A 25,500-nucleotide genomic window follows, 5' to 3' on the forward strand; every position below is an offset into this window, starting at 1 on the left:
CACTTAGCCCTCCGCAGCCCGGCCCTTCTGCGGGAAGAGTCCACGCGGGCGTTTTTGAATGAATAGAATGATGAACACCAGCACGATGATCTTGGCCAACACGGCACCGGCCCAGGGCTCCAGCACCTGATTGATCACGCCCAGCGAGAGCCCCGCCACCAGCGTGCCCCACAGGTTACCCACGCCGCCGAATACCACCACCATGAACGAATCGATGATGTAGTTCTGGCCGAGGTTGGGTCCCACGTTGGTGAGCTGGGAGAGCGCCACGCCCGCCAACCCCGCCACGCCCGAGCCCAGCGCAAACGTCATGATGTCCACGCGAGTGGCACGAATGCCCATGGAGCGTGCCATGGCGCGGTTCTGGGTGACGGCACGCACTTCGAGTCCTAGTCGGGTGCGGCGCATGATCAGCATCAGCGCGGCAAACACCACCAGCGCAAAGCCCAGCACGTACATACGGTTGAGGGTCAGCGAGAGCGCGTCGTTGATCACCAGCGAGCCGCTCATCCACTCCGGCGTCACCACGGTGCGGTTGAGCGGTGAAATGACCGTGCGCACCAGCTGCTGAAGAATCAAGCTGATACCGAAGGTGGCCAGCAAGGTTTCCAGCGGGCGGCCTTTGAGGAACTGAATCACACCCCGCTCGATGGCAATGCCTACCAGGGCGGCCACCATAAAGCCCGCCGGAATCGATAGAATCAGCGCCAGCCCCGGCTGGCCCGGCAGCAGCTGCTGCATCATCCAAGTGGTGTAAGCGCCCAGCATCATCAGCTCGCCGTGGGCCATGTTGATCACGCCCATAACGCCAAAGGTAATCGCCAGGCCAATGGCTGCCAGCACCAGCACCGAGCCCAGGCTCAAGCCGAAGTAGAGCGTCTCCAGGCCGCGGTTGATCTTGAGTTGCTGCTCAATGCCAGCCAGCGCCGCTGTTGCTGCATCGGCAACAACAGCGTCGTCGCTGTTCGCCGCACGGCCCAGCGCCACGCGAGCTCGCGGGTGTAGGCTGCCGGTGAGGGCTTCTACGCCTGCCATCTCACCCTGTTCCGCGCGGTATATCGCCACCGCTTGCGCCAAGCGTGTGCGCACGTACTCATCTTCTGCGTCGGCAATCACCGGTGCCAACGTCTCGGCAAGCTCGCCGTCCACTTCACCCAGCAGACGGTCGGCGGAGGTGCGGCGGCGCTCGACGTTGGGGGAGTAGAGATCCACCACGGCAATGGCGCTACGCAGCTGGTTACGCAGCGCATTGTTGATGCCGATGCGGTCCAAGTCGCGGCGAGACATGTCGCCCAGCGGCTCGTTGGTCAGCGCATCGGCCACCGGCCAGTCGCGGCCGCGATTATCCAGCACCAGCACGAAGCGGCCATCGTCGGTGCGCTGCAGGCGGCCATCCAGCAGCGCCTGCAGCCAGTCGCGGGCGCGCTCGTCGTCGCTTTGCAAAATGGCGGTAATGGCGTCGCCTTTATCGCGGTAGGAGTCCACATCCAGCGCTGTCAACAGCGCGAGGGCTGCTTGGTCATCGGGGGTCGAGGAGCTGCTTTGTGCCTGCGCCGTCAAGGCGGTGCCGAGTAGCATCAGACACAGTAGCCCCAAGGAAAGGAAACGCCTCATGGGGTTCTTCCTTTGGTGATCGAAGAGGGGAGATAGCGTGCTCCCCTACTGCACCGATAAACAGGCACAGTAGGGGCAAGGATTGCCCGGCGAGCGTTATTCGGCGAGCGCTGCTTCGGCTTCTTCTGCGGCGGTGCTACCCCCGCACGAGCCGTTCACAACGTTGAAGTTGCCGCACTCCATGGGCTTGCGCCAATCGGCGATCAGGTCGCGGGAGCCCGGTAGGTAGTCCGACCACGCATCACCGGCCACGGTAGAGGGCGTTTGCCAAACGATATCGAACTGCCCGTTATCCTGAACTTCACCAATCAGCACTGGTTTGGTGATGTGGTGGTTGGGCATCATCGCCGCATAGCCGCCGGAGAGGTTCGGCACGGTCACGCCGATAATCGCGTCTTTCACCGCGTCCACGTCGGTGGTACCCGCTTTACGCACCGCTTCGGCCCACATGTTGAAACCGATGTAGTGCGCTTCCATGGGGTCGTTGGTCACCGACATCTCGTCACCGGTATGCTCGATCCAGGCATCGATGAAGTCGTAGTTGGCGTCGGTATCCACGCTCATGAAGTAGTTCCAGGCGGCCAGGTGGCCCACCAACGGCGCGGTATCGATACCGGACAGTTCCTGCTCGCCCACCGAGAAGGCGATGACCGGAATGTCGGCGGCGTCGATACCCTGGTTAGCCAGCTCGCGGTAGAACGGCACGTTGGCGTCGCCGTTAATGGTAGAGATCACGGCGGTGGGCTTACCCTCTTCGCCAAAGCGGCGGATTTCGGAGACGATGTTCTGCCAATCCGAGTGGCCGAAGGGCGTGTAGTTGACCATGATGTCCTCTTCCGCCACACCGTGCTCATCTTTCAGGAAGGCTTCTAAGATGCGGTTGGTGGTGCGCGGGTAGACATAGTCGGTACCGATCAGCGCGAAGCGCTCGATGCCCACTTCGTTGATCAAATACTCCACGGCAGGAATGGCCTGCTGATTAGGGGCAGCCCCGGTGTAGAAGACGTTTTCCGACGACTCTTCGCCCTCGTACTGCACCGGGTAGAACAGCAGGCCGTTGAGCTCTTCGACCACAGGCAGCACCGCTTTACGGGAGACGGAGGTCCAGTTGCCGAAGATCACATCCACCTCTTCCTGGGCCAGCAGCTCACGGGCGCGTTCGGCAAACAGCGGCCAATTGGACGCAGGGTCGACCACCACGGCCTCTATCTGACGGCCCAACAGGCCACCGGCCTCGTTCTGCTGCTCGATGAGCATTTCCACGGTGTCTTTCAGGGTGGATTCACTGATGGCCATGGTGCCAGAGAGCGAGTGCAGAATACCGACTTTGATGGGGTCGTCATCTTGGGCGACCGCTTGGGCGCTCGCGCTTATAACGGCGGCGGTGATCAAGGCAGTAGCGAAACGGCTAAGGGTACGAGGGTGTGTCTTGCGCTGCAGTGTGGTCACTTGAACCTCCTTGCGCCCCTTATGGTTGGGGCTCGTGTTTGGGGTACCGCGGCCAAGCGTTGTCGTTATCGAGGCGACGGAGCACTTGGTGCGTCCACTCGTGGGTAGCGAGTTGCTGCTCGTTCTTCACACGTCGCTCTACACACTGCAAGGGGTGCGCCAATGTGGAACAAAGACCATGATTAAAAACACAATCAACCACTTAGCCGTATACAAAAAACATGCTCCAGGCCACTTAGCACCAAAATAGCGCAATACAGTAGCGCGCATGCACGGTTGTCATGCACCAACAAGATGCTTTGCACCACAGGCGGTGATATAGCATAAAAAAAGCGTCCTCGCAGACGCGAGGACGCTTTAGGGTTCCGCCATAGCGGGTCAGTTAGCAGCGGTGGCCGCTTTGTTGCGCCGCTTTTTGAGCAGCGGCAGCCCCAGCGACAGCACCGCAATCACCAGTAGCGCCAGCGAGATGGGCTTGTCGATGAAGGTGGTCCAGTCACCGCCGGAGATCTGCAGCGCCCGGCGCATGGACTCTTCCATGATGTTGCCGAGGATCAGCGCCAGAATCAGCGGCGCGGTGGGGAAGCCAAACAGACGCATACCCAAGCCCAACAGGCCAAAGCCCAGTAGCAGCAGCAGATCGAACACGCTGAAGCTCATGCCGTAAACGCCGATCATGCAGAAGATCAGGATCATCGACAGCAGCAGCGGGCGCGGCAGGTCGAGGATTTTGGCGATCAGCGGAATCAGCGGCAGGTTGAGTACCAGCAGGAAGATGTTGCCGATGTACATACTGGCAATCACGCCCCAGAACACGTCTGGGCGCTGCTCCAGCATCATCGGGCCAGGCGTGACGCCCATCACCAGCAGCGCGCCCAACAGCACCGCCGTCGTGCCGGACCCCGGCACCCCCAGCGTCAGCAGCGGTACGAACGAGCCGGTACACGCGGCGTTGTTGGCCGCTTCCGGCGCGGCCACGCCTTTGATGTTGCCTTGACCAAAGGTGTCGCCATCTTTCGCCAGGCGCTTCTCCATGCTATAGCCCAGGAAGGAGCCAATGGTGGCGCCCGCCCCCGGCAATACGCCGGTAAAGAAGCCCAGTACGGAGCTGCGGCTGATGGGGCCAGCGATCTTCTTCACTTCGCCACGGCTCAGCTTCAGCGAGCCGATCACGTTGCGTGGCACTTCTTTACCACCGCCGCCGCGTAGCAGCATGTAGAACACTTCCGCCAGGGCGAAGATACCCAGCGCCACGACCAGGAAGTCGATCCCGTCGAGCAGCTGGATCGAGTCGAAGGTAAAGCGCTCGGTGCCGGTTTGCGTGTCGATCCCGACGATCGAAATCATCACGCCGACGACCGCCGCAATCAGGCCTTTGACCAGCGACTTGTCCGACAGTGATACGACCGCCGTCAAGCCCAGCACCATCAGGGCGAAGTACTCAGCCGGGCCAAAGCTCACCGCCACTTTGGAAAGCAGCGGGGCCACCAGCATCAAAAAGATCACCGACACCGTGCCGCCGATGAAGGAGGCGTAAGCGGCAATGGCCAGCGCCTTACCCGCCATGCCCTGCTTGGCCATCGGGTAGCCATCGAAGGAGGTAGCCACCGTGCCCGCCACGCCCGGGGCGTTGAGTAGGATGGAGGAGGTCGAGCCGCCGAAGATGGCGCCGTAGTAGACCCCGGCCATCAGAATCAACCCGGAGGAGGGCTCCATGGCAAAGGTAATCGGAATCATCAGGGCCAGCGCGCTGATCGGCCCTAGGCCGGGCAGCATGCCGATGATGGTACCGGCAAACACACCGGCAAATACGTAGGCGATATTGATGGGCTCTAGCGCGATGCCAAAGCCGTACATCAGATTGTTCAAGGCATCCATGGGAGTGTCTCTCGTTAAAGCCTGCTAAGCGTGCGCTTGCACACCTGCTTAGAACGGCAGTAAGCCGGTGGGCAGATAAACATCCATTACCCGCGTCATGGTCAGGTAAAGGGCCAGTACCACGCCCAGCGACGCCGCCAGGTTGACGCCATGGCGTCGATAGCCGTAATAGGCGGTCAACCCCACGCTCAGCAGCGTGGAGGCCAGCACGAAACCCAGCGGCACCAGCAAGAAGGCATAGGCGGCAATGGCCAGTGCCGTCACGATGACGCGTGCCCAGGGAGTGAATAGGAGCGGACCTCGGGTGGCCTCATGGTCGATCTCATCGGCCCCAGCGATGGCACTCGGCTTCTCGAAAAACAGTAGCGCAGCCAGAATCAGCAGCGACACACCCAGCACTTTGGGGAAGAGGTCCGAATCCACTGGGCGCGGCAGAGGGAACGTCGGAATTTGCCAGGCCATGGCCAAGTAAACAGCCGCCACTAGCGCCAGCACGAGCGCTAGCCACTGGTTGATATTCAATCGAGTCATTGGGATTTCTCCGAAGACACCAGCGCTGACGCGCTGGCTCTCGCGGTAACAGATAGACGCATCCGGCGGCGCTTGGCCGCCGGCGTATCGCTAACGGGTGTTGGCGCTTATTGGCGCAGCAGGCCCAGGTCGGTCAGCACGCTGCTGAACTGCTCTTGCTGCTCATCCAGAAAGGCGCCGAACTCTTCGCTATTCTGGTACGCATCGATCCAGCCCAGCTGGTCGCTGGCTTCGCGCCATGCGTCGGTTTCGAGCATGTCAGCAAACAGCGTTTCGTAATATTCGACCGCCTCTTCCGGCATTTCTGGCGCGCCCATCACACCGCGCCAAATGTCGAAGGTGTAGTCGTAGCCCTGCTCTTGGTAGGTGGGCACGTCGGCCAAGCCGCCGCCCAGACGCTCTTCGGAGGAGACGCCCAGCGCACGCAGTTGGCTGCCTTCGCCTAACTGACCCACCGCTTCACCGGCACCGCCGATCACCGCTTCGATGTGGCCGCCCATCAGGTTGGTCATGGCATCGCCACCGCCGGAGAACGGAATGTAGTTCACTGCAGACGCTTCCATTCCCGCTGCCGAGGCCAGGCCCGCCATTGAAATGTGATCCATGGAGCCAGGCGCACTGCCGCCGCCTACGCTCAGGCCGGGGTTGGCTTTGAGTGCTTCGAACAGGTCATCGAGGGTTTGGTACTCGGAGTCCGCCGCCACCAGGATGATGGAGTAATCGGTATTGATTCGCGCGATCGGCGTAAAGTCGGTGTGGTCATAGCGGGAAGCGCCTGCCAGCGGCACCAGAATCATCGGCGGGCTGGTGGCAAACAGTTTATGCGGGTTGCCGCTATCACGGGCGACCTGGGCCCACGCCACTGCGCCGCCGCCGCCGGGTACGTTGATGGCCGCGAAGCTTTCGTCTGCCAGAGACTCCTGCTGAATCACGCGGGACATGGTGCGTACCAGCGTATCCCAACCGCCGCCGGGGTTGGCGGGGGCGATGAATTCGATGGACTTGCTCGGCGTCCACTCCTGCGCTTGGGCAGCGGTCGTCATGGCCAGGGCCGCCATCGGCAGGGCCAGCACGGCGATGCGCTTCAAGGAAAGCGTAGTCATTGGCGTTCTCCACGTTTTTGTTCAGGCGTTATTGTTCAAACGGTGTTTTGGTGGGCGCGGTTTGTTGTGTGCGCCGAACGAACCAAAAGCACGGCTAACCAGCAGCGCTTGGCACTCGATGATTAGCTTTGTGTGGTTACGCCCTGAACGTTAGAAGAGTGCCACCCTCCTCGACAAGCTTATGGCCATTAACGACAAACTGTTCTTTTTGTGCGTTTTGTTCATTTTGTTCACGCTGTGCTGCTCATAGCGTTTCCAGCCATCCTTTGGCGGCGCTCAATAGCCGATAGCGCCGCTCGGGACGGCCTACATCGCCATAGCCCAGCTCGGCACTGACGGCCTGCTCGGCGACCAAAAACTCCAAATAGCGACGCGCCGTCGAGCGGCTCGCCCCCATGGTGCGCGCCACCTGCATGGCCGTGAGCGAATCGGACTCGCAGGCCAGCGCGTCTACGACCCGACGCAGCGTCAAGCGGTCGATACCTTTGGGCAGCGTTCGGCTTGCCGTGCGCGTGGGCTCGCTGGGCGTCATCCGGGACAGCACGTGATCCAGTTCGTCCTGGCTCATTTCCGCGCGATTGGCCAGCGCCTCACGCTCACGGCGAAAGCGGGCCAGCATCTGGTTCATGCGGGTCGCTTCGATGGGTTTGATCAGGTAGTCGAACACGCCGCCACGCAGCGCTTCGCTGATGGTTTCCACCTCTTTGGCGGCGGTGACCATGACGATGTCCACATGAACATGATCCCGTCGGATAGCCCAGAGTAGTTCGAGCCCCTCCACGTCGGGCAAGTAGGCATCGAGCAAAATGAGCTGAATATCGGCGGCGTGCTGTGCCATTAGCGCCTTGGCTTCGCTGCCGTTGCGCGCCATGCCGACCACGTAAAACCCTTCGCTCTGCTCGATGAAGGCGCGATGGATATCGGCAATGCGAAAATCGTCTTCGACGACCAAAATGCCGTATTGCGTCGTAGACATGCGGTGTCCTCTTATTATCGTCGTGTGCTCGTCATGAAGTCAGGGAAGAGTTGGCGGAGTCTGCGCATAGCGCGCGATCCAGCACGGCGATGAAGCACGCCCCCCCCAGCTCACTCTCCTCCAGCGTCACCGCACCGCCATGCTGACGGCAAAGCCTGGCCACCAGGGCGAGACCAATACCCCGGTGTTTGCCGGTCTTGGTGGAGAACCCGTCGACGAAGATCGACTCGGCATGCTCGGCGGGCACGCCGGGTCCGTTATCTTCCACTTCGATGAGCAACTGCTCGCCAAGATCGGTAAAGAATAGCCGCACCTGGGGCTGGTCACCGTGCGGCCCGTTGAGGGCGGCGTGGCAGGCGTTATCCAACAGATTGCCGACCACGCTCATCATCACTTCCTGGCCCGTTGGGGTCAGCGGACAGGAGAGCGAACTCTGCTCGTCGATCTCCAGCGCAACGCCCAGCTCGCGGGCACGGGTGAGCTTGCCCAGCAGTGTACCGCTCAGTACGGCATCCGCCACGTGGCGCATTAAAAAGCTCATTTGCGCCTGGGCACGCTCGGTTTCCTGGTGAATTAGCGCCAGCGCCTCCTCGATGCGCTGAAGCTGCAGCAGTCCCGAAATGGTGTAGAGCTTATTGGAAAACTCATGGGCCTGGGCGCGTAGCATGTCCACATCGCGGCTCGCCTGGGTCAACGCTTGAGAGAGGTCGATGATCTCCCGACGGCTGCGAAAGGTAGCGACGGCCCCCTCTATTTCGCCTTCATGCACAATCGGCACGCGGTTGACCACCACCGGATGATCGCCGAGCCACATCTCCTGGTCGAACTCCTGCTCACCGCGCTTCAAGACTTCCAGTAGCCGCGAGTTGGGCACCACCTCCCGAATGGGCTGGCCTAACAGCACATGCTCGTCGGGCAGCGCCAAAAAGCGCCGTGCCTGCTGATTGACCAGGGTGATATGGCCCTCTCGATTCACCGCAAGAATACCTTCGTGAATCGACTGCAGAATGGCCTCTTTCTCCATGGCCAAGCGAGCGATTTCATAGGGTTCCAAGCCTAAAATGATCTTCTTCAAATGCTGTGAAAGCCAATAAGCACCCGCGAAGCCCAACACGATCATGAGCGCCACGAGGGCCCAGCCCAGACTGGTGTAGCGGGCAACGTCCATATCGACCCGTTCGAGCATGAAGCCCACCGATACCACGCCGATGATATTGCCCTCTTCGTCCCATACCGGTGTCTTGCCACGCATGGCCGTGCCGAGCGTGCCGGTCGCTTCCGAGACATAGGACTGGCCATAGATCAGCGCCTGCTCGTTATCGCCGCCTACCATGGGCTGGCCGATCCGTTCGGGAACGGGATGGGAGTAGCGGATAGACTGGGCATTGCCCACCACCACATAGCGCGCGCCGGTCTCATGGCGCACGCGCTCGGCGAGCGGCTGAATGATGGCAGAGGGGTCAGACGTCGCAAACGCGTTGACGATCTGCGGCATCCCGGCCACGGTCTTGGCCACCGCCAGCGCCCGCTCGCCCATTTGATGGGTGATGATCTCGGCTTTGCGGTGGTTGAGATACGTGCCCTGGGCCAGCAACATCCCCGCCAGCAGCAGCCCCACCAGCATCATGACTTGCAGGCGAAAACTGCGTTTGTACCAGCGGCGCTTGGCACGAGTGCGGCGCCAGCGCTGTAATTCGGCCAGTGTTCGGGGGCGAGGAGCAGTCATAACGGAACTCATGGTGCGCGACCGCGTCATTATGGCACGCAGCGCCTAATGGCCGTTAGTCGTTGCGCTGCTGCCTCACTGTGCTTATATAGCAGCCTCTTAACGACTCTACGCTCAAGGAGGAGTGTCGTGCGACACCTATTTTGCTCCCTGATGTTTGGCACCACGCTCCTGTGGACAACCGGGGCCATAGCTTATCCGTTCTACGCTCCGCCACCGCCCAAAGAGGACTCGCCGGTGTTCAGCGGCGACGCCGAGCTCGGCTTTACCCACCTGTCGGGCAACACCGATAGCCAAACACTGATCGGCAAATCGCGTCTGACCTGGCTGACCGGTCAGTTGACCCATTCGCTGCGAGGGGAAGTGCGTAACGTCAGCAAGGATGGCGAAACCAGCGCGGAGCAATATCTGCTCGCAGGGCGTGAACGCTACGACTTTAGCGGGCCGCACTACCTGTTTGGCTTTGCCCGCTGGGAGAAGGACCGTTTTGCCGGTTACGACCAGCAGCTCTCGGTGATTGGCGGCTATGGGCGACAGCTATTGGAGAGTAAGCGCCATACGCTATCGCTAGAAGCAGGGCCCGGCTATCGCAACGACCGCCTGCGAGATACGGATAACGAGCAGCTCGCCGTCGCCTATACCGCGCTGGATTACCGCTACCGATTCTCTGAATTCGCCGATCTCGCCCAGGAGATGTCGGTGGAGTACACCGAAGCCAACACCACCGCTCGCTCGCTGACCTCTCTCACTGCCCGGCTGAATGCCAAGCTGTCGCTGCGACTCTCTTACGAAGTGAAGCACAACTCTCAACCGCCCGAAGACGCCAGCGAGCGCACCGATACCACCACCAGCGCCTCGCTGCTATATAGCTGGTAAACAGCAGTGGCTGCTAGCGGTTCTGCCCTCGGTGAGCCCAACCGGTCATGCGCTTTTCCAACAGCGCGAACAGCTCGTACATCACCATCGCCATGGCGCTGATCACCAGCAATCCGGCGAACACCAAGCCCATGCGCATCTGTGAGCCAGCGCTCATCATCAAGTAGCCAATGCCTTGGTTAGACGCCACGGTTTCCGACACCACCGTGCCCACAAACGCCAGGGTGATGGCGATTTTTAGCGAAGCAAAAAAGTACGGTAGCGAGCGCGGCAGGCCCACCTTGAGCAGCACGTCGATACGCCGCGCACCCAATACGCGCAACACGTCCTCCATTTCCGGCTCCAGCGTCGCCAGCCCCGTCGCCACGTTCACCACGATGGGAAAGAAGCAGATCAAAAACGCGGTGAGGATGGCGGGCACGGAACCGATCCCAAACCAAACCACCAGAATGGGCACGAACGCGACTTTTGGGATGGCGTTGAAACCCACCAAGAGCGGGTAGCAGGCGTTATAGAGAAAGCGTGACGATCCCACGATGAAACCCAGCACCAGCCCCACCACGACCCCCAACCCAAAACCAATCAGCGTGGTCCAAAAGGTTTGCCAGGAGTGCATGGCAATCGGCCCGGAATACGTCATCAGCGCCTGCAGGGTGTCCAGCGCACTGGGAAAAATGAAGCTCGGTACGTTGAAGAGCCGTACGGAGGCTTCCCAGACGGCCACGAGAACGGCCACAGCGATCCAGGGCGCGAGCCGTTCAATCAGCTTGCTGTTATGGGTCATGTTCATATCCGTTAGGTGCTGCGCACGTCGCCAATCTGGGCGCGTAAGTCCTGCACTAGGTCGATAAAGGGCTTTTCGTAGGTGGTTTCCAGCGCTCGCGGGCGAGGCAGTTCGATACGGCGCCGTTCGATGACGCGGCCGGGGCGGCGGCTCATGACGTAGACCGTGTCGGCCAGGAACGCGGCTTCGCGGAGATCGTGGGTCACCAGCACGACGGTAAAGCGCTGGGCTTCCCATAAGTCCCGCAGCACGCACCACAGCTCTTCGCGGGTAAAAGCGTCTAGCGCGCCAAAGGGCTCGTCCAACATCAGCAGGCGCGGCCGATGAATCAGCGCGCGGCAAATGGAGGCCCGCTGCTGCATACCCCCCGAGAGCTGCCAGGGATACTTATCTTCGTGCTCGGCCAAGCCAACCGTGGCAAGCAACGCCCGCGCCCAGCCTTTGAACTCCTCGCGGCGCTGCCGAAACTGCCGCCGATACGGCTCGACGATCTCCAGCGGCAGCAGCACGTTATCCAGGGTAGTACGCCAGGGAAGTAGATTGGCGTTCTGAAACGCCATGCCCGAGATCTTCAGCGGTCCGGTCACGGGTGCATCGTCCACGCGCACGCTGCCCTGGGTCGGCGCGTGCAGCCCGGTACATAGCTTCATGAAGGTGGATTTACCGCACCCGGAGGGCCCCACGAAGGCGACGAACTCGCCTTCGTGGATAGCGAGATTGATATCCTCGATGGCGTTGCCGGTGCCATCATAGGCCAGGCTTACGTCATCGAAACGGACAAACGCTGCCGACATCACTCGGTCTCCGATAGCAGCATGCGCTCTTCTACCGGCGGCAGGTAGCGGGAATCGAACACTTGATCGGGCGACGGCAGCGTCGGCAAATCATAGGCATCAGCGACCAGTTGAATCGCCTGCATCAAGCGCTCGTCATCCACGCCGCCTACGCCAAACTCGCGGGCATCCGGGGTGTCCACCACGCTCTCCAGCGCCAGTTTCAAACGGCGGGTCTCCATCTCCACATCGATCAAGCCATCGCGGTTTTTCACGTACTCGATGGCGGCGTCTGGGTCGGCCAGCGTTTCTCCTAGCGCACGGTTAAAAGCACGCAAAAATCCCTGAACCGCCTCGGGATTGTCTTGGGCAAAGGCTTCGCTAGCCAATATCGCGTTGCCGTAGAGCGGCACGCCATAGTCAGGGAACGGCATGATGGTCAGATCCTCTTCGCTCATTCCCCGCTCTTCCAGGTTCAGCAGGCTGGTGAAGTAGAACCCGGTGATGGCATCTACGTCGCCACGGGTCAGCAGGGTTTCCCGTAGCGTGGGGTCGACGTTTTGCCACTCCACGGCATCGGTTTCTAGCCCGTTGGCAGCCGCGAAAATGCCCCAGGCGCGGTAGCCGGTATCGAAGGCGGGCGCGGCAATGGTTTTGCCTGCAAGATCGGCGGGGCTTTCAATGCCGCTCTCTTTGCGGGCAAATACCGCCGCTGGCGTGCCGTCATAGACGATGTAGACCCCCTGGATGCCAGGGCCTTCGGGATTTTCGGCCAGGAACTCGATCAACGCGTTCAGGTCGCCAAAGCCCATTTCGTAGGCGCCTGACGCCACCCGATTCACCGCACCTGCCGAGCCGCTGCCGGAATCGATCTGCACGTCCAGGCCTTCTTCGGCGAAATAGCCCTTTTCAGCCGCCATCAAGAACGGTGCAGCGGGGCCTTCGAATCGCCAGTCGAGCTGGAAACGGATAGGGGTCATGTCTGCCAGAGCGCCCATCGGCAGCAGCGATAGCGCTAAGCCGCCTAGCGTGCTGGAGATCGTGCTGGAGATTGAGCGGGGTGAAGCAGAACCAGGGCGTTGTGTCATGGCTTGAGGCACCTTGTATACAATGATGCCCTGCCCGTTGCAGCAATACTGCCATTTTTCGATTTTTACTATTTTTTCATAGCGTTATAGGGCTGCCGATAGCGGAAGGCGCTCCGTAAACGTTCAAAATGGTGCAATCACTTTGCGGCACGCACCATTTTTAAACATTTCCGCTCTAATCGTTAGACTTTGGTCTAATTCATCGGTACACTGTGCTCAGTTTCCTGTCCTCGCGCCATTCATTGAATGGCGCTTTTTTTTGTCCTGAAAATTTGTCCTGAAAACGGGCGGCGACGACGGGTATCGCATCCAATGCTCCTGGGCCGTTAAGTCGGCTCACGCAGCGGTTTGTTAAACTCGTGGTTCTGCTTCCGCATTTCTCCCTGCCACTCCCATCCATAGGTGTTCATCATGAACCAACCTCCTCGACACGCCGAGGGGTCTTCGCGTTTCTCCCTCGGCGATCCTATCGTGCTGCTGCTCAGCATCGGCTTTATCGTGGCGTTTCTTGGGCTCTCGTTTTATGACATCGAACGAGTCGCCAGCTCGATTAGCGCAGGCTTCGCCTGGACGGCCCTCGTCCTGGGCAGCTATTTCCAACTCCTGCTGTTACTGACGTTTTTCATTGCGATGGGCGTGGCGTTGACGCCCGCGGCGAAAGCCAAGATTGGTAACCTCGATGCACCCGAAATGAGCACGTTCAAGTGGCTTTCGATCATTCTGTGTACCCTGCTAGCCGGTGGCGGCGTGTTTTTTGCCGCAGGCGAGCCGGTGTATCACTTCGTCGTGACACCGCCTGCGTTCGATACCGAACCGGGCACCGCCAACGCCGTTGCCGGTGCGTTGGGTCAATCGTTCATGCACTGGGGCTTCATGGCCTGGGCCGTGCTGGGCTCGCTCACCGCCGTGGTGCTGGCCCATGCGCACTACGTAAAAGGCCAGCCGCTTCAGCCGCGCACGCTGCTCTACCCGGTGTTGGGCGAGCGCTTGATGCGTGGCCCGCTGGGCAGCATCGTGGATGCCTGCTGTGTGATTGCTCTGGTGGCGGGCACGGTCGGCCCCATCGGCTTTTTGGCCACGCAGGTGAGCTTTGGCTTGCATGAGTTGTTTGGTCTGCCGGAGGGCTACACGGGCCAGCTCATCATCCTAGGCGTATTGGGCGTTATCTATGTGCTCTCTTCCATGAGCGGCGTCCACAAGGGCATTCAGCTGTTGAGCCGTTTCAACGTGCTGCTGGCGCTGGCCATCGGCGCCGTCATCATCGTATTCGGCCCCACGCTGTTTTTGGTCAATACCTATCTGTCCAGTATGGGGGCCTATATCAGCGAGTTTTTCACCATGGCGACGATGACCGCTGAAACCGCCCCGGCGTGGTGGATGCAGTGGTGGACGGTGTTCTTCTTTGCCTGGTTCATTGGCTATGCGCCGCTGATGGCGATCTTCGTGGCGCGCATTTCACGGGGCCGCAGCATTCGCGAGATGATCGTGGCCGTGGCGGTGCTCGCCCCGATTGCCACCACCGTGTGGTTTACGCTGCTGGGCGGTTCGGGCATCTATTACCAGCTCACCGGTGTGATCGACCTCAGCGAAGCGCTCAACAACTTCCAATTCGACGTGGCGACGCTCACGGTGGCCCAGGCGCTGCCCGGCGGCACCTGGATGGCGCTGGCGATTCTGCTGCTAACGACGATTTTCGTGGCCACTACCGGCGATTCGATGAGCTATGCCATTGCCGTCGTCGGTGCGGGACACGATGCCCCCAGTCCCTACATGCGCGCTTTCTGGGGCATTGCCATGGCGCTGATGGCGGCCGTGCTGCTGTACATGGGCGCAGGGCAAATCAGCGCGCTGCAGCAGTTCATCGTGATCACCGCGATCCCGGTGTCGCTGATACTGCTGCCTTCGTTATGGAACGGGCCGCAGGCGGCTTATGCCATGGCACGGGAACAGGGCATCATCGACGAACGCTGATCGGCGGCTCGTCGTTATAGCCCCTCCAGCAGCCGCAGAATCAGCTGTGGCTGCTGGTTGACCCGGGTCAGCATGGCGATACCCACCTGTTGTAGCAGTTGGGCACGAATCAGATTGGAGACTTCTTGCGCGTAGTCGGCGTCTTGGATACGCGACTGGGCGGCGGAGGTGGTGATGATGTTGGTATTGAGGCCGTCGATGACGCTCTCGAAACGGTTCTGTACCGCGCCAAAATAACTACGCTGACGATCGACCTGCTTCATGGCCTCATCCACGACATCCATCGGGTTGGGCGTGGCCGAGCCATCGTCCAATACGCTGAAACCGTCCATGCCCAAGGCCTGGCGCCCCATTCCCGAAAAGCGCACGCCAATCACATCTCCGGCGTTGGCGCCCACCTGAATGTTGAGGGTTTTATCGCTCTCGACCAGCCTGATGCCGTTAAAATTACTCTGCCCAGCGACGCGATCGATCTCCTCCAGGCGCTGGTCGATTTCCAACTGAATAGAGGCAAGATCGTCTGACGAATTGGTGCCATTGAGCGCCTGAACGCTCAACTCGCGAATACGCTGCAGGCTGTCGTTGATCAGGTTCAGCGAACCTTCGGCAGTTTGCACCATGGAAATTCCGTCATTGGTATTACGGATCGCCTGGTTCATGCCGCGGATCTGCGCGCCCATGCGATTAGCGATGGCCTGACCCGCAGGGTCGTCTTTGGCGCTATTGATACGCAGCCCAGACGACAGACGCTCCATGGAGGTCTGCATCGCTTGTTGGCTCGTACGCAAATGGTTCATTACCAGTAGCGACGTGATATTGGTCGCAAGGCTGATCACATAAGTGACCTCGACGGTAAGCGCGAAGGCGCCGTTAGCATCGTTATCGGCCAATGGCCAAAAAACATGAGGCCTGCAGCATCGACGACACCTCACATGCTGGCGATGGCAGGGCTACGAGACGGGGCCTGCGCTTATGGAGCGCCCGCTGGCGCTCAATACCGCATCGACCGGGCCACGCACGTACTGATGCTTGAAGTAACCGTCGTCGACGATTTCACCGTCCCACGCCACGATGTCTAGATCCATGGTTCGAGGACCGGATTTGATCGGCCCGCGCACCCGTCCCAAGCGATCCTCGACCTCTTTCAGATAGGCTTTGAAGGCGTCCCGATCCAGCGCAGTGCGCACCACCAGCGCGGCATTGAGAAAATCGGGCTGATGTTGAAAGCCCACCGGCGACGTACGGACGGCGGACGAGCGGGCCACCAGCTCGCACTCGCTGCTCAAAATCTCCAGCGCTTGAGAAAAGTGGTGTTCGGGTTCGATATTGGACCCCACTGAGATCACGCACTCATGGTGCATGCTGCCGGTTGTTGCATGCGACGACGTTGATGACATAGCGACATTCCATAGATAAGCCGATGATGGTGTAACGAGGTCAAAACGCTTTCACACGGCCATGCACTCATCCAAAGGCCGATAGACGCAAGCAGGCTGCGTTTTCACAGAGTAGAACGTGGGTCATTTTGTTCAAGCTCTGTACAAGTTATTGACAAACGCTGCGCTCACGCAGAGAGTCTTCGTTATTGCTCCACCACCATTCACTTCCTATCGACAGCGAGGGATTCGTCATGCCGACACCTGCGGCACTCGTCACCGGCGGCGCCACACGGCTTGGTCGCCACTTTGCAGAAGCCTTGGCCGACAAAGGTTTCGATATTGCTCTGCACGTGAACAGCTCACGCGGGGAGGCTGAAGAGGTCGCCACGGTGATTCGCGGCAAAGGGAGGGAGTGCGAGATACTACCCTGTAACTTTCTGAGCGACTCGCTGGAGAGCCTGATACAACAGGCGGTAACACGCTTCCCCGGCTTGAACGTGCTGCTCAATAGCGCCTCGGCCTACGAGCCCGCGCCCATCGCAAAGACCGAGCTGGCAATGCTGGAGACCCAATTTCGGGTCAATATGTTCACCCCGCTGCTTCTCACACGCCATTTTGCCGATGCGGTAGCGCAGGGCCAGGTGATCAACATCATCGATAACAAGGTGGCCTATCACCAGTACCCGTATGCGGCCTACTTGCTCTCCAAAAAGAGTTTGGCCGAGATGACGCGGATGGCCGCGCTGGAGTTTGCTCCACGCCTGCGCATCAACGGTATTGCGCCGGGAGTGGTGTTACCCGCCTCTCAACGCACCAGCGACTATATCCAGTGGCGCATCGACGGGATTCCGGTGGATCACCAGGGCGATCCAGCCCACCTTGTACAAGCCTTGCACTATCTACTGGACAACGCCTTCGTCGCCGGACAAATCCTGTTCGTGGACGGCGGCGAGTCGATCAACCTCGAAGGTCGCCACTCCGAGAACTATCATCCCAAAAACCATCACTCCAAAAACCAACCCGGCGACCGCTGACCCAACGCAAAGAGGCCGCCCGGAGGCGGCCTCGCGTAGGTCACGATATCAATGCTTAGGTCTCATCGACATCGTCATGATCCGGCTTGTGATGCTCCGGGTTATGCTGTAGTGCGTCTTCGCTGCGCTCTGACAAGGGCGCCGTTTCGGTCCGTTTTTTCTCGGCTTTCGCCTCCAAAATACGCACGTTGGCGGGCGGCGTCTTGCCCCCTTTGGTTTCGCCAAAGTAGAGCGTGGTATGCGGGAACGGAATCTCGATGCCCGCGGCGTCGAAGCGCAGCTTGACCAAACGATTGTAAGCGCGGCCCACGGCCCACTGATCGCCTGGCGTGGTCTTGATCACGACACGGATATTGACCGAGCTGTCGGCCAGCGCGGTGACACCCGCCACGGTCATGTCCGCCAACAGTTTATGACCATGCTCTTCGCTGGCTTTAAGATCTTCGAAGGCTAGCTGTAGCTGCTCGATCGCCTCGTCGATACTTTCGTTGTAACCAATGCCGTACTCGCCCACATGGTTGCCGTACTCACGCATGTAGTTGGAGACGGTATCGACGCTGGAGAACGGTACGATATGGTAGGTACCGGACAGGTCACGAATGCCCACCGAGCGGATACTCAAACGCTCGGCCGTGCCGGTCACGCCGCCCACGGTGACCACGTCGCCGGTGTTCATGGCGTTCTCTACCTGAATGAACACCCCGGTGATCACATCCTGCACCAGCTTCTGCGCACCAAAACCAATCGCCAGACCCAGCACACCGGCACCGGCAATCAGCGGCCCGATGTTGATGCCGATTTCCGACAGCACGATCATGCCGGTGATGGTCACCATGGCAATTGCCAGCGCGTTACGGAATAAACTCAGCAGCGTTTTGGCGCGAGCCGACGGCTCACCATGTCCGGTTTCCGGGTTGAGCTTGTGCTCGATCAGGCTCGCCAGCCCCAGCCAGACACCGAGAGCCACGATCAGAATGACGGCCACGCTGATCAGGTTACCCACTAGGTTGGCGCCACGCTCGGAAGCATACCAAGCGGCGAGGTTAAAGGCTCCCCAGGCGTCCAGCACGACCATGATTACCGCGACGACGATCACCGTGCGCAGCACGCGCAGCGCGTTGGGCACGTAGCTATTCAAACGCACTTCCAAAAGCGGCAGTTTGCGGCGCAGATCGTCGGAGAGCTGGATACGACGGCCAATGGTTTGCGTCAGAAACGCAGAGAGCAGCAGGCCTACGACCACGGCCCCCAAGGTTTTTAGTGTCGCGTAAAGTACGAAGGGCAGCGCATCGCCTGGACGGGTCAGGGTCAGCACGAACACCATCAGGAAGTAGATCAATGCAAACAGGTGCCACGTCCGGGCAAACAGCTGCAGCGACACACGGCTCGCCGTCAGCGTCGAGCGCGCGCTCATTTGATTTAGATTATCGCGCAGGCGCACGCGGTTTTTGAGCACCACGCCCACCGCATAGATAAACGCCAGCAGCATGATCAGCGTGCCGACCGCTTGTCCCAGGGTGGCGGCCACATAGAAGTTGACCAGCGGCACGACGACCATCAGGCCGTACCCCACCATGCCAATCAGGCGCGCCAGCCAGCGGTTCCAATACGAGGCTTCTTGAGCTGAAATCGGTAATAAGCGAAGACCCTCGTAACGCGAGGAGAAGAGCATTCGTACACCGGCTTTGAGCAGTTCGATGATCAAGAAGGCATTTAAAAAGAGCGACGCGCGGGTAGAGAGTTCACCGGTCTCTCCCACGGCAAAGGTGGCCACCAAGTTACCGCCAACGTACGCCAGGGCGATCAAAAGAATATCGACGACCGCGGCGACCGCGACACACAGCACTAAACGTAGCACCGGCGTCAGTCCCGTGCCCTGCTGTGACCAGCCGCTGATTTTGGTGAACAATGATTTTGCCAACCGGCGGAACACCATAAAAATGGCGAAGGTCGCCACGATCACGATGCCCAGGTTGATGGCTGCGCTCATGAAGGCCGCCATATCGAAGCTGCTGCCCGTGCCTTGGCCGGTGAACATATTGCCGACGATCGCCGCAGCCTGCTCGATCTGACCGCCCACATCACCTACTACACGGCTGGTCAACTCTGCCAACTGGCGGGGTAGTGAGACGTCCTCGGGCGCTACGTTGCCCCCCGCGGCAGCGGCTTCCGGCGACAGCTCGGCCGCAACGCCAGCAGGCAACTCAGACGCTTGATTACGCAGCAGTTCAATGAGCTCCTGGCGGGCCTGCTCGTCTTCCAGCAGGTCGGCCAGCGCCGCATAAGAGGGCTGCTCTTCAGCGACGGACGCATCGCTCTCGGCGCTTAACGTGGTTTGCGCCATGGCTGGCCCGGCCAGCATGGCGAACAGCGCCAGCATCCAGACGCTGAGCCAGGGGAGTAAACGTAGTGACGTCACACCATAACCTCCTTTTGGGTGAGTATTTGCCATCCTGCCCTCGTTAAAATTCAACCTAAGAATGTTAAACACAGGATAGTGCATCCAATGGAAATGCAAGCTTTGTATAACGCTCGATCCAAAGTGACTAGCGTAACATGACTCGAAGAAAGAGACGTTAACGCGACTGTTTTTTGCGCGCCATATAAGACAAGGTAACCTTCAGTGGCAGTAAGGGGCTAACCACTGCTGAGCCATGGTGATCAACAGAGCGTAACGCGCCCCTTTGGCCAATACGATCCACAACATCGCCCGCCACCAAGCAAGGCGCATCACCCCTGCCAGCACGGTGAGCGGATCGCCAATCACGGGTAACCAAGACAGCAGCAGGCTCGCCTCACCAAAGCGGTGATACCAGCGCTCGGCGCGGGCCAGCCCCTCAGGCGACGCCGGAAACCAGCGGCGATCTTGAAACTGACGAGCGTAGCGGCCCAGGGCCACATTGATCAAACTGCCCAGCGTGTTACCCACGGTAGCCACAGCCCACAACGCCAGCGCAGGCTCGCCCACACACCATAGCCGCGCCAGCCACACTTCCGAGCCACCGGGTAGCAGCGTGGCGCTCGCCAGCGCCACCCAAAACAGGCTGAACACGTTACGCGTCCTCTCTCGCTCAGCGGGGCAACTGCCCCCCCAGCTGTTGCGTGATCTCTGACGCGACCTGGCGCACTAGCGCACCGAGCACGAGCAGGCGCTCTTCGGGGATACGCGCCATGGGGCCCGAGACAGAGATGGCGGCCAGCGGCGTGGCGTGCTCATCGAAGATGCAGGCCGCCACACAGTGCAGGCCAATGGCGTGCTCTTCTCGATCACAGGCAAAGCCCTGGGCACGAATGTCGGCCATTTCTGTCTGCAGCGAGTCCGTTCGGTAGAGGGTGTTCTCCGTGACGCGTGCCAGCTCATAGCCGCCTTCCAGCAGTGCACTACGCTCCTCTTCGCTCGTCCACGCTAGCAGCGCCTTGCCCACGCCGGAGGCGTGCAGTGGGGCGCGGGAGCCCAAGCGCGTAATCATGCGCATCATCTGCGGAGACTCGTTTTGAGCAAGAAAGACCGCCGTGGCCCCGTCGCGAATACCTAGATTGGCCGTCTCACCGGTCTCCGCGGTGAGGCGGCGTAAAAAGGGGCGACTTTTAGCCACCACGTCGCGGGCCTCTAGAAAACTGTTACCAATACGGAAGGTTTTGACATCGATACGCCACAGGCCCTGGTCACTCTCCTGGGTCACGAAGCCCTGGCCTTGTAGCGCTTGCAGCAGGCGATGGGTGGTCGAAGGGGCCAAGTCGGCCATCTCCGCCAGCTCCGAGAGTGCAAGGCCCAGCGGGCTAGCGGATAGGTATTCGAGCAGCGTGAGGCCACGCACCAACGATTGGCTATGCCCTCCGCTCGCTTTCGTGGCTCCCGCCGGACGTCCGACTGATCTGCGCTTGGCTTCACTCACCTGACTACTCTCCTGACGGCGCTCAATACGTAAAAAGCCAGCAGGATAACGCGCCGCAGGGGGCGCTGTCGCGTTTACGGAAACAAATTCCACCAATGGCTAGCAGCGTGTACTAGCGATGCTGCCAGCGAGGCGCGCGCTTTTCGATAAACGCATCGATGCCTTCTGCCACATCCTCGGCCAGCATGTTGCACGCCATGGTGTCGCCCGCAAAGGCATAGGCCTCTTCCAGCGGCATAGCGAGCTGGCGGGCAAACATCGCTTTGCCGGTACGCACCGCCACCGCGCTTTTACCACCAATGCTGGCCGTTAGCGACGCCACGGCACTGTCTAGCTCGCCCTCTTCGGCAACACGATTGATCAGCCCCCACTCGGCGGCGGTGTCGGCGCTAATGAAGTCACCGGTCAATAGCATCTCCATGGCGCGTTTACGGGGAACATTACGCGAGAGCGCTACGGCGGGCGTCGAGCAAAACAGGCCCACGTTAATGCCGGAGACGGCAAAGCGGGCGCTGCTGGCGGCCACGGCCAAGTCGCAGCTGGCGACGAGCTGGCAGCCGGCGGCGGTCGCGATGCCCTGTACTTTGGCAATCACAGGGACAGGACAATGAACAATGCTTTGCATCACCTGGCCACAGCGCGCGAAGAGCGCTTGGTAGTATGCTTCGTCGGGGTTCGCGCGCATCTGCTTCAGATCGTGGCCTGCACAAAACGCCTTGCCGTTGGCCGCTAGCACCACACAGCGCACCCGATCGTCTTGGGCAATGTCATCCAGCGCCGTTTGCAGCGCGTCCAGCATCGCCTCTGAGAGCGCATTGAAGCGCTCGGGCTGGTTGAGCGTGAGGGTGACGACGCCCTCCTGCGCGGTGCGCATTAGGCAGTCGTTGGATGGGGATGCATGAGTGGGCGACATGGCAGGCTCCTGGGCAGATGTGGCTACCCAGTCTAGCGCTTGCTGGGGCCGCCGAGGGCGCGCTACGACCAAAGTGGCCTCCCGGTCGGCGGCAGGCCACCTCTGGGTTACGCCTTCTCGCGGGCGTCCTGGCGAGGGTTGTAACCCAGCGGGTGAGGTTCGCCGCGCGCTTTGGCCAGCTCGATCTGACGCTGACGCTCGCGGGCGGCGGCGCGGGTTTTCTCGGGCAGCGAGTCGATGCAGTGGGGACAGCTGATGCCTGGCTCGTAGGCCGACGACTGCATATCCTCCTGGGAGATCGGCATCCGGCAGGCGTGGCACTGCTCGTGCTCGCCTTCGCTAAGATCGTGACGCACGGTGACTCGGTTATCGAACACGAAGCACTCGCCCCGCCACAGCGACTGCTCTTCCGGTACTTTTTCCAGATAGTTCAACACGCCGCCTTTCAGGTGGTAGACCTCTTCGAAGCCCTCTTTCAGCATAAAGCTGGAGGCTTTTTCGCAGCGGATACCGCCGGTGCAGAACATGGCGACTTTTTTATGCTGTTCCGGATTGTAGTGCTCGCGGACATACTCCGGGAACTCGCGGAAGGTGGTGGTTTTTGGGTCGATCGCCCCCTCGAAGCTGCCAATCGACACTTCGTAGTCGTTGCGCGTATCGATGACCAGTACGTCCGGGTCGGAAATAATAGCGTTCCAGTGCTCTGGCTCGACATAGGTGCCCACGGTGTCGTTCGGGTCGATACCCGGCACGCCCAGCGTCACGATCTCTTTTTTGAGCTTTACTTTGGTGCGATAGAACGGCGGCTCGTCACAAAACGACTCTTTGTGGTCGATATCGGCCAGGCGCGGGTCGGCGGTCAGCCAGGCCAGCAGGGCGTCGATGCCCTCGCGGCTCCCAGCCACGGTGCCGTTGATGCCCTCTTTGGCGAGCAGCAGCGTGCCTTTTACGTCGTTATCGACCATCGTTTGACGCAGCGGCTCGCGCAGCGCTTCGAAATCGTTCAGAGTAACAAATTTGTACAGCGCCGCCACCACGATGGGCGGCGTTGGGGTCGGGGTCGTCATGGCGTGCTCCTGGTAGTCGCCCTCGCAAAGGGCGGACCGGGTTAAATGAACGCGCGTATGATAGCAAAAAGTGCGCCTTCGGCGCATCTCGGCGAGGCTGACCCAGATCAAAGACGTGTCAATCGTCGATTATTTCGACGCCATCATTGAGAAAGCTTCATCCCACGACGCACACACTCGGTCGTATAGTAGACGGCAACTCGACTCCGTCATTGAGGTGCTTTCATGAAGATTCGTCGTTCCAACGAGCGGGGCTACGCGGACCACGGCTGGCTGCGCTCCTACCACACCTTCTCCTTCGCCAACTATATGGATCCCAACCATATGGGCTTCCGTGCGCTGCGGGTGATCAACGAAGATCGCGTCGCACCCGGCCACGGCTTTGGTGCCCACCCCCACCGGGATATGGAGATCATTTCCTACGTGCTCGAAGGCGAGATGGAGCACAAAGACAACATGGGCAATGGCGAAGTCATGCGCCCTGGCGACGTGCAGCGCATGTCGGCGGGTACCGGCGTCCTGCACAGCGAGTTCAACCACTCCCAGGAAAACGGCCTTCACTTTTTGCAAATCTGGATCGAAACCGCCCAGCGTGGCATTCGGCCCAGCTACGAACAGAAGCACTTCCCCAGCGCCGAGCGGCAGGGCCAGTGGCGTTTGGTCCTCTCCCCCGATGGCCGTGATGGCTCGGTGAGCGTGAACCAAGACGTCAACCTTTACGCCAGCCTGCTAAGCGCCGGGGACCACCTCACGACACCGCCCTCACGCTACGCATGGCTACATGTGGTGAAAGGGACCATCGAGGTGAACGGCGAACGGCTCACCACCGGCGATGCCGCTGCGTTTACGCCGGATGAGCACGTCGAGCTCACCAGCAGCGACGCCAGCGAAGTGCTGCTGTTCGATCTAGCCTGATAACGTCTTGTTAGGTCATTGATGAAACGCAAAACGGCCCCTGCGGGGCCGTTTTGGTGACAAGCGCTAACTCACTATTTACTTAGCTATTTTGCTTGCTTAGCTATTTTGCGCCGAGTAGAGCACACGAATCTTCAGCGTGTGTTCCACTTCCTTCAGCGCTTCCAGCGCCTGCGGGCCGTAGGCTTTATCGACATCGATGACCACGTAGCCGACCTTATCGTTGGTCTGCAGATACTGGCCCGAAATATTGATGCCGTTTTCCGACAACACGCGGTTGATCTGAGAAAGCACGCCGGGCACGTTGTCGTGAATGTGCAGCAGACGGTGCTTGTCCGGATGGGCGGGCAACGCCACTTCGGGGAAGTTGACCGAGGTGACCGTGGTACCGTTGTCCGAGTAAGTGATGAGCTTCTCGGAGACTTCGATACCGATATTCTCCTGAGCCTCCAACGTCGAACCACCGATGTGTGGCGTCAGAATCACGTTGTGCAGGCCACGCAGCGGGCTTTGGAACTCTTCGTCGTTGCCCTTCGGCTCGACTGGGAAGACATCGATGGCCGCGCCATTGAGTTTTCCCGCTTTGATCGCCTCGGCAAGCGGCTCGATCTCAACTACGCTGCCGCGGGCGGCGTTGATCAGAATCGCTCCGTCCTTCATGGCCGCGATCTCTTTGGCACCGATCATCCAGCGGGTCGAGGCCAAGTCCGGCACGTGCAAGCTGACCACGTCAGCGCGGCCGAGTAGCTCTTCCAGGCTGCCTACCTGATTAGCGTTCCCCATACCCAACTTGGTAATCACGTCGTAGTAAATGACGTTGAAGCCCAAGGATTCGGCCAATACGGAGAGCTGCGCGCCAATGCTGCCATACCCCACGATACCGAGGGTTTTGCCACGCGCCTCGTGGGAGTTTTTCGCCGATTTCAACCAGCCCCCCTGGTGAGCACGGGCATTCTTTTCGGGGATACCGCGCAGCAGCATGATCGCTTCGGCCAGCACCAGCTCAGCCACCGAGCGTGTGTTGGAGTACGGCGCGTTGAAGACCGCGATACCGCGCTTGAGCGCCGCATCCAGGTCGACCTGGTTGGTACCGATACAGAAACAGCCCACACTCACCAGCTTCTCGGCCGCCTCGAACACGCGCTCAGTCAACTGCGTGCGGGAGCGGATACCGATGAAGTGAACATCGCGAATCTTCTCGATCAGCGCCTCTTCATCCAGCGAGGTCGGCAGAAGCTCGATGTTCTCGTAACCGGCGTTGTGAAAATTGTCCACCGCGCTTTGGTGGACGCCCTCGAGTAGCAGGATCTTGATCTTGCTCTTTTCCAGGGACGTTTTGGCCATGGCTGAATCAACCTCTATGGTCGGCGGCATGCGCCGTGTATCGGTTCACGGGAGGCGCATATGGTAGCACAGCCGCTGGCGCTCTCGGCGGCCTGGTGTGATGAAAAGTGTGCGCTTTCAAGATGAACGCAGCGCAAGTCGATCAATCAACCCATGGTGAGGGCAGACGCCGCCCCCTCGCCT

Annotated in this window: 22 protein-coding genes; 4 read left to right on the forward strand and 18 right to left on the reverse strand. The window is 60.2% G+C overall.

Going from position 1 to position 25,500, the window contains the following annotated elements; genetic code table 11:
- Nucleotides 1-3: 3 nt before the first annotated feature.
- The 7 genes from urtB to GYM47_RS16620 all read right to left on the reverse strand — a co-directional run bounded on the left by urtB (nucleotide 4) and on the right by GYM47_RS16620 (nucleotide 9,277).
- Nucleotides 4-1,614 (reverse strand): urea ABC transporter permease subunit UrtB, encoded by a 1,611-nt coding sequence (gene urtB, locus GYM47_RS16590; protein WP_139525967.1) that lies wholly within the window; start codon nucleotides 1,612-1,614, stop codon nucleotides 4-6.
- Nucleotides 1,615-1,710: 96 nt separating this feature from the next.
- The gene (urtA, locus tag GYM47_RS16595) at nucleotides 1,711-3,063 is read right to left on the reverse strand and encodes an urea ABC transporter substrate-binding protein (RefSeq protein WP_139525968.1); all 1,353 of its coding nucleotides are present in this window, start codon (nucleotides 3,061-3,063) and stop codon (nucleotides 1,711-1,713) included.
- Between the two features lie 378 nt (nucleotides 3,064-3,441).
- Complete coding sequence (locus tag GYM47_RS16600) at nucleotides 3,442-4,941, reverse strand: tripartite tricarboxylate transporter permease (protein ID WP_139525969.1); 1,500 nt, start codon at nucleotides 4,939-4,941, stop codon at nucleotides 3,442-3,444.
- Between the two features lie 48 nt (nucleotides 4,942-4,989).
- Entirely contained in the window at nucleotides 4,990-5,472 is a 483-nt protein-coding gene (locus GYM47_RS16605; RefSeq protein WP_139525970.1) for a tripartite tricarboxylate transporter TctB family protein, read from the reverse strand.
- A 107-nt stretch (nucleotides 5,473-5,579) separates the two neighbouring features.
- Nucleotides 5,580-6,575 carry a tripartite tricarboxylate transporter substrate binding protein gene (locus tag GYM47_RS16610; protein WP_139525971.1) on the reverse strand — a complete coding sequence of 332 codons (996 nt, stop codon included), beginning with the start codon at nucleotides 6,573-6,575 and terminating at the stop codon, nucleotides 5,580-5,582.
- A 244-nt stretch (nucleotides 6,576-6,819) separates the two neighbouring features.
- On the reverse strand, nucleotides 6,820-7,551 hold the full coding sequence (locus tag GYM47_RS16615) for a response regulator (RefSeq protein WP_139525972.1): 732 nt from the start codon (nucleotides 7,549-7,551) through the stop codon (nucleotides 6,820-6,822).
- Between the two features lie 31 nt (nucleotides 7,552-7,582).
- Nucleotides 7,583-9,277 carry an ATP-binding protein gene (locus tag GYM47_RS16620; protein ID WP_139525973.1) on the reverse strand — a complete coding sequence of 565 codons (1,695 nt, stop codon included), beginning with the start codon at nucleotides 9,275-9,277 and terminating at the stop codon, nucleotides 7,583-7,585.
- A 153-nt stretch (nucleotides 9,278-9,430) separates the two neighbouring features.
- Here GYM47_RS16620 and GYM47_RS16625 point away from each other — a divergent pair, with 153 nt between their 5' ends.
- Nucleotides 9,431-10,153, forward strand: coding sequence for a DUF481 domain-containing protein (locus GYM47_RS16625; protein WP_139526240.1), 723 nt, complete (start codon nucleotides 9,431-9,433; stop codon nucleotides 10,151-10,153).
- A gap of 13 nt (nucleotides 10,154-10,166) precedes the next feature.
- Here the strand turns inward: GYM47_RS16625 and GYM47_RS16630 are convergent, their stop codons facing one another.
- Genes GYM47_RS16630 through GYM47_RS16640 form a run of 3 tightly spaced genes read right to left on the reverse strand, consistent with a single transcriptional unit; the run spans nucleotide 10,167 to nucleotide 12,798 of the window.
- On the reverse strand, nucleotides 10,167-10,937 hold the full coding sequence (locus GYM47_RS16630) for an ABC transporter permease (RefSeq protein ID WP_139525974.1): 771 nt from the start codon (nucleotides 10,935-10,937) through the stop codon (nucleotides 10,167-10,169).
- A gap of 11 nt (nucleotides 10,938-10,948) precedes the next feature.
- Nucleotides 10,949-11,731 carry an ABC transporter ATP-binding protein gene (locus GYM47_RS16635; RefSeq protein ID WP_153843744.1) on the reverse strand — a complete coding sequence of 261 codons (783 nt, stop codon included), beginning with the start codon at nucleotides 11,729-11,731 and terminating at the stop codon, nucleotides 10,949-10,951.
- The gene (locus tag GYM47_RS16640; RefSeq protein WP_139525976.1) at nucleotides 11,731-12,798 is read right to left on the reverse strand and encodes an ABC transporter substrate-binding protein; all 1,068 of its coding nucleotides are present in this window, start codon (nucleotides 12,796-12,798) and stop codon (nucleotides 11,731-11,733) included. The genes GYM47_RS16635 and GYM47_RS16640 overlap by 1 nt, the downstream gene beginning before the upstream one ends.
- 411 nt (nucleotides 12,799-13,209) lie before the next feature.
- On the opposite strand from GYM47_RS16640, the gene GYM47_RS16645 reads away from it, so the two are divergent.
- Complete coding sequence (locus tag GYM47_RS16645) at nucleotides 13,210-14,769, forward strand: BCCT family transporter (protein WP_139525977.1); 1,560 nt, start codon at nucleotides 13,210-13,212, stop codon at nucleotides 14,767-14,769.
- Between the two features lie 14 nt (nucleotides 14,770-14,783).
- On the opposite strand, the gene GYM47_RS16650 is transcribed toward GYM47_RS16645, so the two are convergent.
- Both GYM47_RS16650 and folK read right to left on the reverse strand, forming a co-directional pair.
- The gene (locus GYM47_RS16650) at nucleotides 14,784-15,605 is read right to left on the reverse strand and encodes a flagellin N-terminal helical domain-containing protein (protein WP_139526241.1); all 822 of its coding nucleotides are present in this window, start codon (nucleotides 15,603-15,605) and stop codon (nucleotides 14,784-14,786) included.
- 114 nt (nucleotides 15,606-15,719) lie between these two features.
- Complete coding sequence (gene folK / locus GYM47_RS16655; protein ID WP_168444476.1) at nucleotides 15,720-16,166, reverse strand: 2-amino-4-hydroxy-6-hydroxymethyldihydropteridine diphosphokinase; 447 nt, start codon at nucleotides 16,164-16,166, stop codon at nucleotides 15,720-15,722.
- Nucleotides 16,167-16,399: 233 nt separating this feature from the next.
- On the opposite strand from folK, the gene GYM47_RS16660 reads away from it, so the two are divergent.
- Entirely contained in the window at nucleotides 16,400-17,182 is a 783-nt protein-coding gene (locus GYM47_RS16660; RefSeq protein ID WP_139525978.1) for an SDR family oxidoreductase, read from the forward strand.
- Nucleotides 17,183-17,237: 55 nt separating this feature from the next.
- On the opposite strand, the gene ybiO is transcribed toward GYM47_RS16660, so the two are convergent.
- The 5 genes from ybiO to trhO all read right to left on the reverse strand — a co-directional run bounded on the left by ybiO (nucleotide 17,238) and on the right by trhO (nucleotide 23,058).
- Nucleotides 17,238-19,601 carry a mechanosensitive channel protein gene (gene ybiO / locus GYM47_RS16665; protein ID WP_139525979.1) on the reverse strand — a complete coding sequence of 788 codons (2,364 nt, stop codon included), beginning with the start codon at nucleotides 19,599-19,601 and terminating at the stop codon, nucleotides 17,238-17,240.
- 201 nt (nucleotides 19,602-19,802) lie between these two features.
- A complete protein-coding gene (locus GYM47_RS16670) occupies nucleotides 19,803-20,234 on the reverse strand; it encodes a YqaA family protein (protein WP_139525980.1) in 432 nt (143 codons plus the stop codon).
- Nucleotides 20,235-20,253: 19 nt separating this feature from the next.
- Nucleotides 20,254-21,078, reverse strand: a complete 825-nt coding sequence (locus GYM47_RS16675) for an IclR family transcriptional regulator domain-containing protein (RefSeq protein WP_139525981.1) — start codon at nucleotides 21,076-21,078, stop codon at nucleotides 20,254-20,256.
- A 112-nt stretch (nucleotides 21,079-21,190) separates the two neighbouring features.
- Complete coding sequence (locus GYM47_RS16680; protein WP_139525982.1) at nucleotides 21,191-21,991, reverse strand: enoyl-CoA hydratase; 801 nt, start codon at nucleotides 21,989-21,991, stop codon at nucleotides 21,191-21,193.
- Between the two features lie 107 nt (nucleotides 21,992-22,098).
- Nucleotides 22,099-23,058, reverse strand: coding sequence for an oxygen-dependent tRNA uridine(34) hydroxylase TrhO (gene trhO, locus GYM47_RS16685; RefSeq protein ID WP_139525983.1), 960 nt, complete (start codon nucleotides 23,056-23,058; stop codon nucleotides 22,099-22,101).
- 225 nt (nucleotides 23,059-23,283) lie between these two features.
- On the opposite strand from trhO, the gene GYM47_RS16690 reads away from it, so the two are divergent.
- Nucleotides 23,284-23,973 carry a pirin family protein gene (locus GYM47_RS16690; RefSeq protein WP_139525984.1) on the forward strand — a complete coding sequence of 230 codons (690 nt, stop codon included), beginning with the start codon at nucleotides 23,284-23,286 and terminating at the stop codon, nucleotides 23,971-23,973.
- A 99-nt stretch (nucleotides 23,974-24,072) separates the two neighbouring features.
- On the opposite strand, the gene serA is transcribed toward GYM47_RS16690, so the two are convergent.
- Nucleotides 24,073-25,317, reverse strand: coding sequence for a phosphoglycerate dehydrogenase (gene serA / locus GYM47_RS16695; protein ID WP_139525985.1), 1,245 nt, complete (start codon nucleotides 25,315-25,317; stop codon nucleotides 24,073-24,075).
- Between the last annotated feature and the right edge of the window lie 183 nt (nucleotides 25,318-25,500).

This window comes from Vreelandella piezotolerans, assembly GCF_012427705.1.
Classification (GTDB): domain Bacteria; phylum Pseudomonadota; class Gammaproteobacteria; order Pseudomonadales; family Halomonadaceae; genus Vreelandella; species Vreelandella piezotolerans.

Bases quoted from the DNA above. Each gene is read 5' to 3' on its own strand.
- urtB (WP_139525967.1), bottom strand. From the start codon at position 1,614: ATGAGGCGTTTCCTTTCCTTGGGGCTACTGTGTCTGATGCTACTCGGC.
- GYM47_RS16600 (WP_139525969.1), bottom strand. From the start codon at position 4,941: ATGGATGCCTTGAACAATCTGATGTACGGCTTTGGCATCGCGCTAGAG.
- GYM47_RS16605 (WP_139525970.1), bottom strand. From the start codon at position 5,472: ATGACTCGATTGAATATCAACCAGTGGCTAGCGCTCGTGCTGGCGCTA.
- GYM47_RS16610 (WP_139525971.1), bottom strand. From the start codon at position 6,575: ATGACTACGCTTTCCTTGAAGCGCATCGCCGTGCTGGCCCTGCCGATG.
- GYM47_RS16615 (WP_139525972.1), bottom strand. From the start codon at position 7,551: ATGTCTACGACGCAATACGGCATTTTGGTCGTCGAAGACGATTTTCGC.
- GYM47_RS16620 (WP_139525973.1), bottom strand. From the start codon at position 9,277: ATGACTGCTCCTCGCCCCCGAACACTGGCCGAATTACAGCGCTGGCGC.
- GYM47_RS16625 (WP_139526240.1), top strand. From the start codon at position 9,431: ATGTTTGGCACCACGCTCCTGTGGACAACCGGGGCCATAGCTTATCCG.
- GYM47_RS16630 (WP_139525974.1), bottom strand. From the start codon at position 10,937: ATGACCCATAACAGCAAGCTGATTGAACGGCTCGCGCCCTGGATCGCT.
- GYM47_RS16635 (WP_153843744.1), bottom strand. From the start codon at position 11,731: ATGTCGGCAGCGTTTGTCCGTTTCGATGACGTAAGCCTGGCCTATGAT.
- GYM47_RS16640 (WP_139525976.1), bottom strand. From the start codon at position 12,798: ATGACACAACGCCCTGGTTCTGCTTCACCCCGCTCAATCTCCAGCACG.
- GYM47_RS16645 (WP_139525977.1), top strand. From the start codon at position 13,210: ATGAACCAACCTCCTCGACACGCCGAGGGGTCTTCGCGTTTCTCCCTC.
- folK (WP_168444476.1), bottom strand. From the start codon at position 16,166: ATGTCATCAACGTCGTCGCATGCAACAACCGGCAGCATGCACCATGAG.
- GYM47_RS16660 (WP_139525978.1), top strand. From the start codon at position 16,400: ATGCCGACACCTGCGGCACTCGTCACCGGCGGCGCCACACGGCTTGGT.
- GYM47_RS16680 (WP_139525982.1), bottom strand. From the start codon at position 21,991: ATGTCGCCCACTCATGCATCCCCATCCAACGACTGCCTAATGCGCACC.
- trhO (WP_139525983.1), bottom strand. From the start codon at position 23,058: ATGACGACCCCGACCCCAACGCCGCCCATCGTGGTGGCGGCGCTGTAC.
- GYM47_RS16690 (WP_139525984.1), top strand. From the start codon at position 23,284: ATGAAGATTCGTCGTTCCAACGAGCGGGGCTACGCGGACCACGGCTGG.
- serA (WP_139525985.1), bottom strand. From the start codon at position 25,317: ATGGCCAAAACGTCCCTGGAAAAGAGCAAGATCAAGATCCTGCTACTC.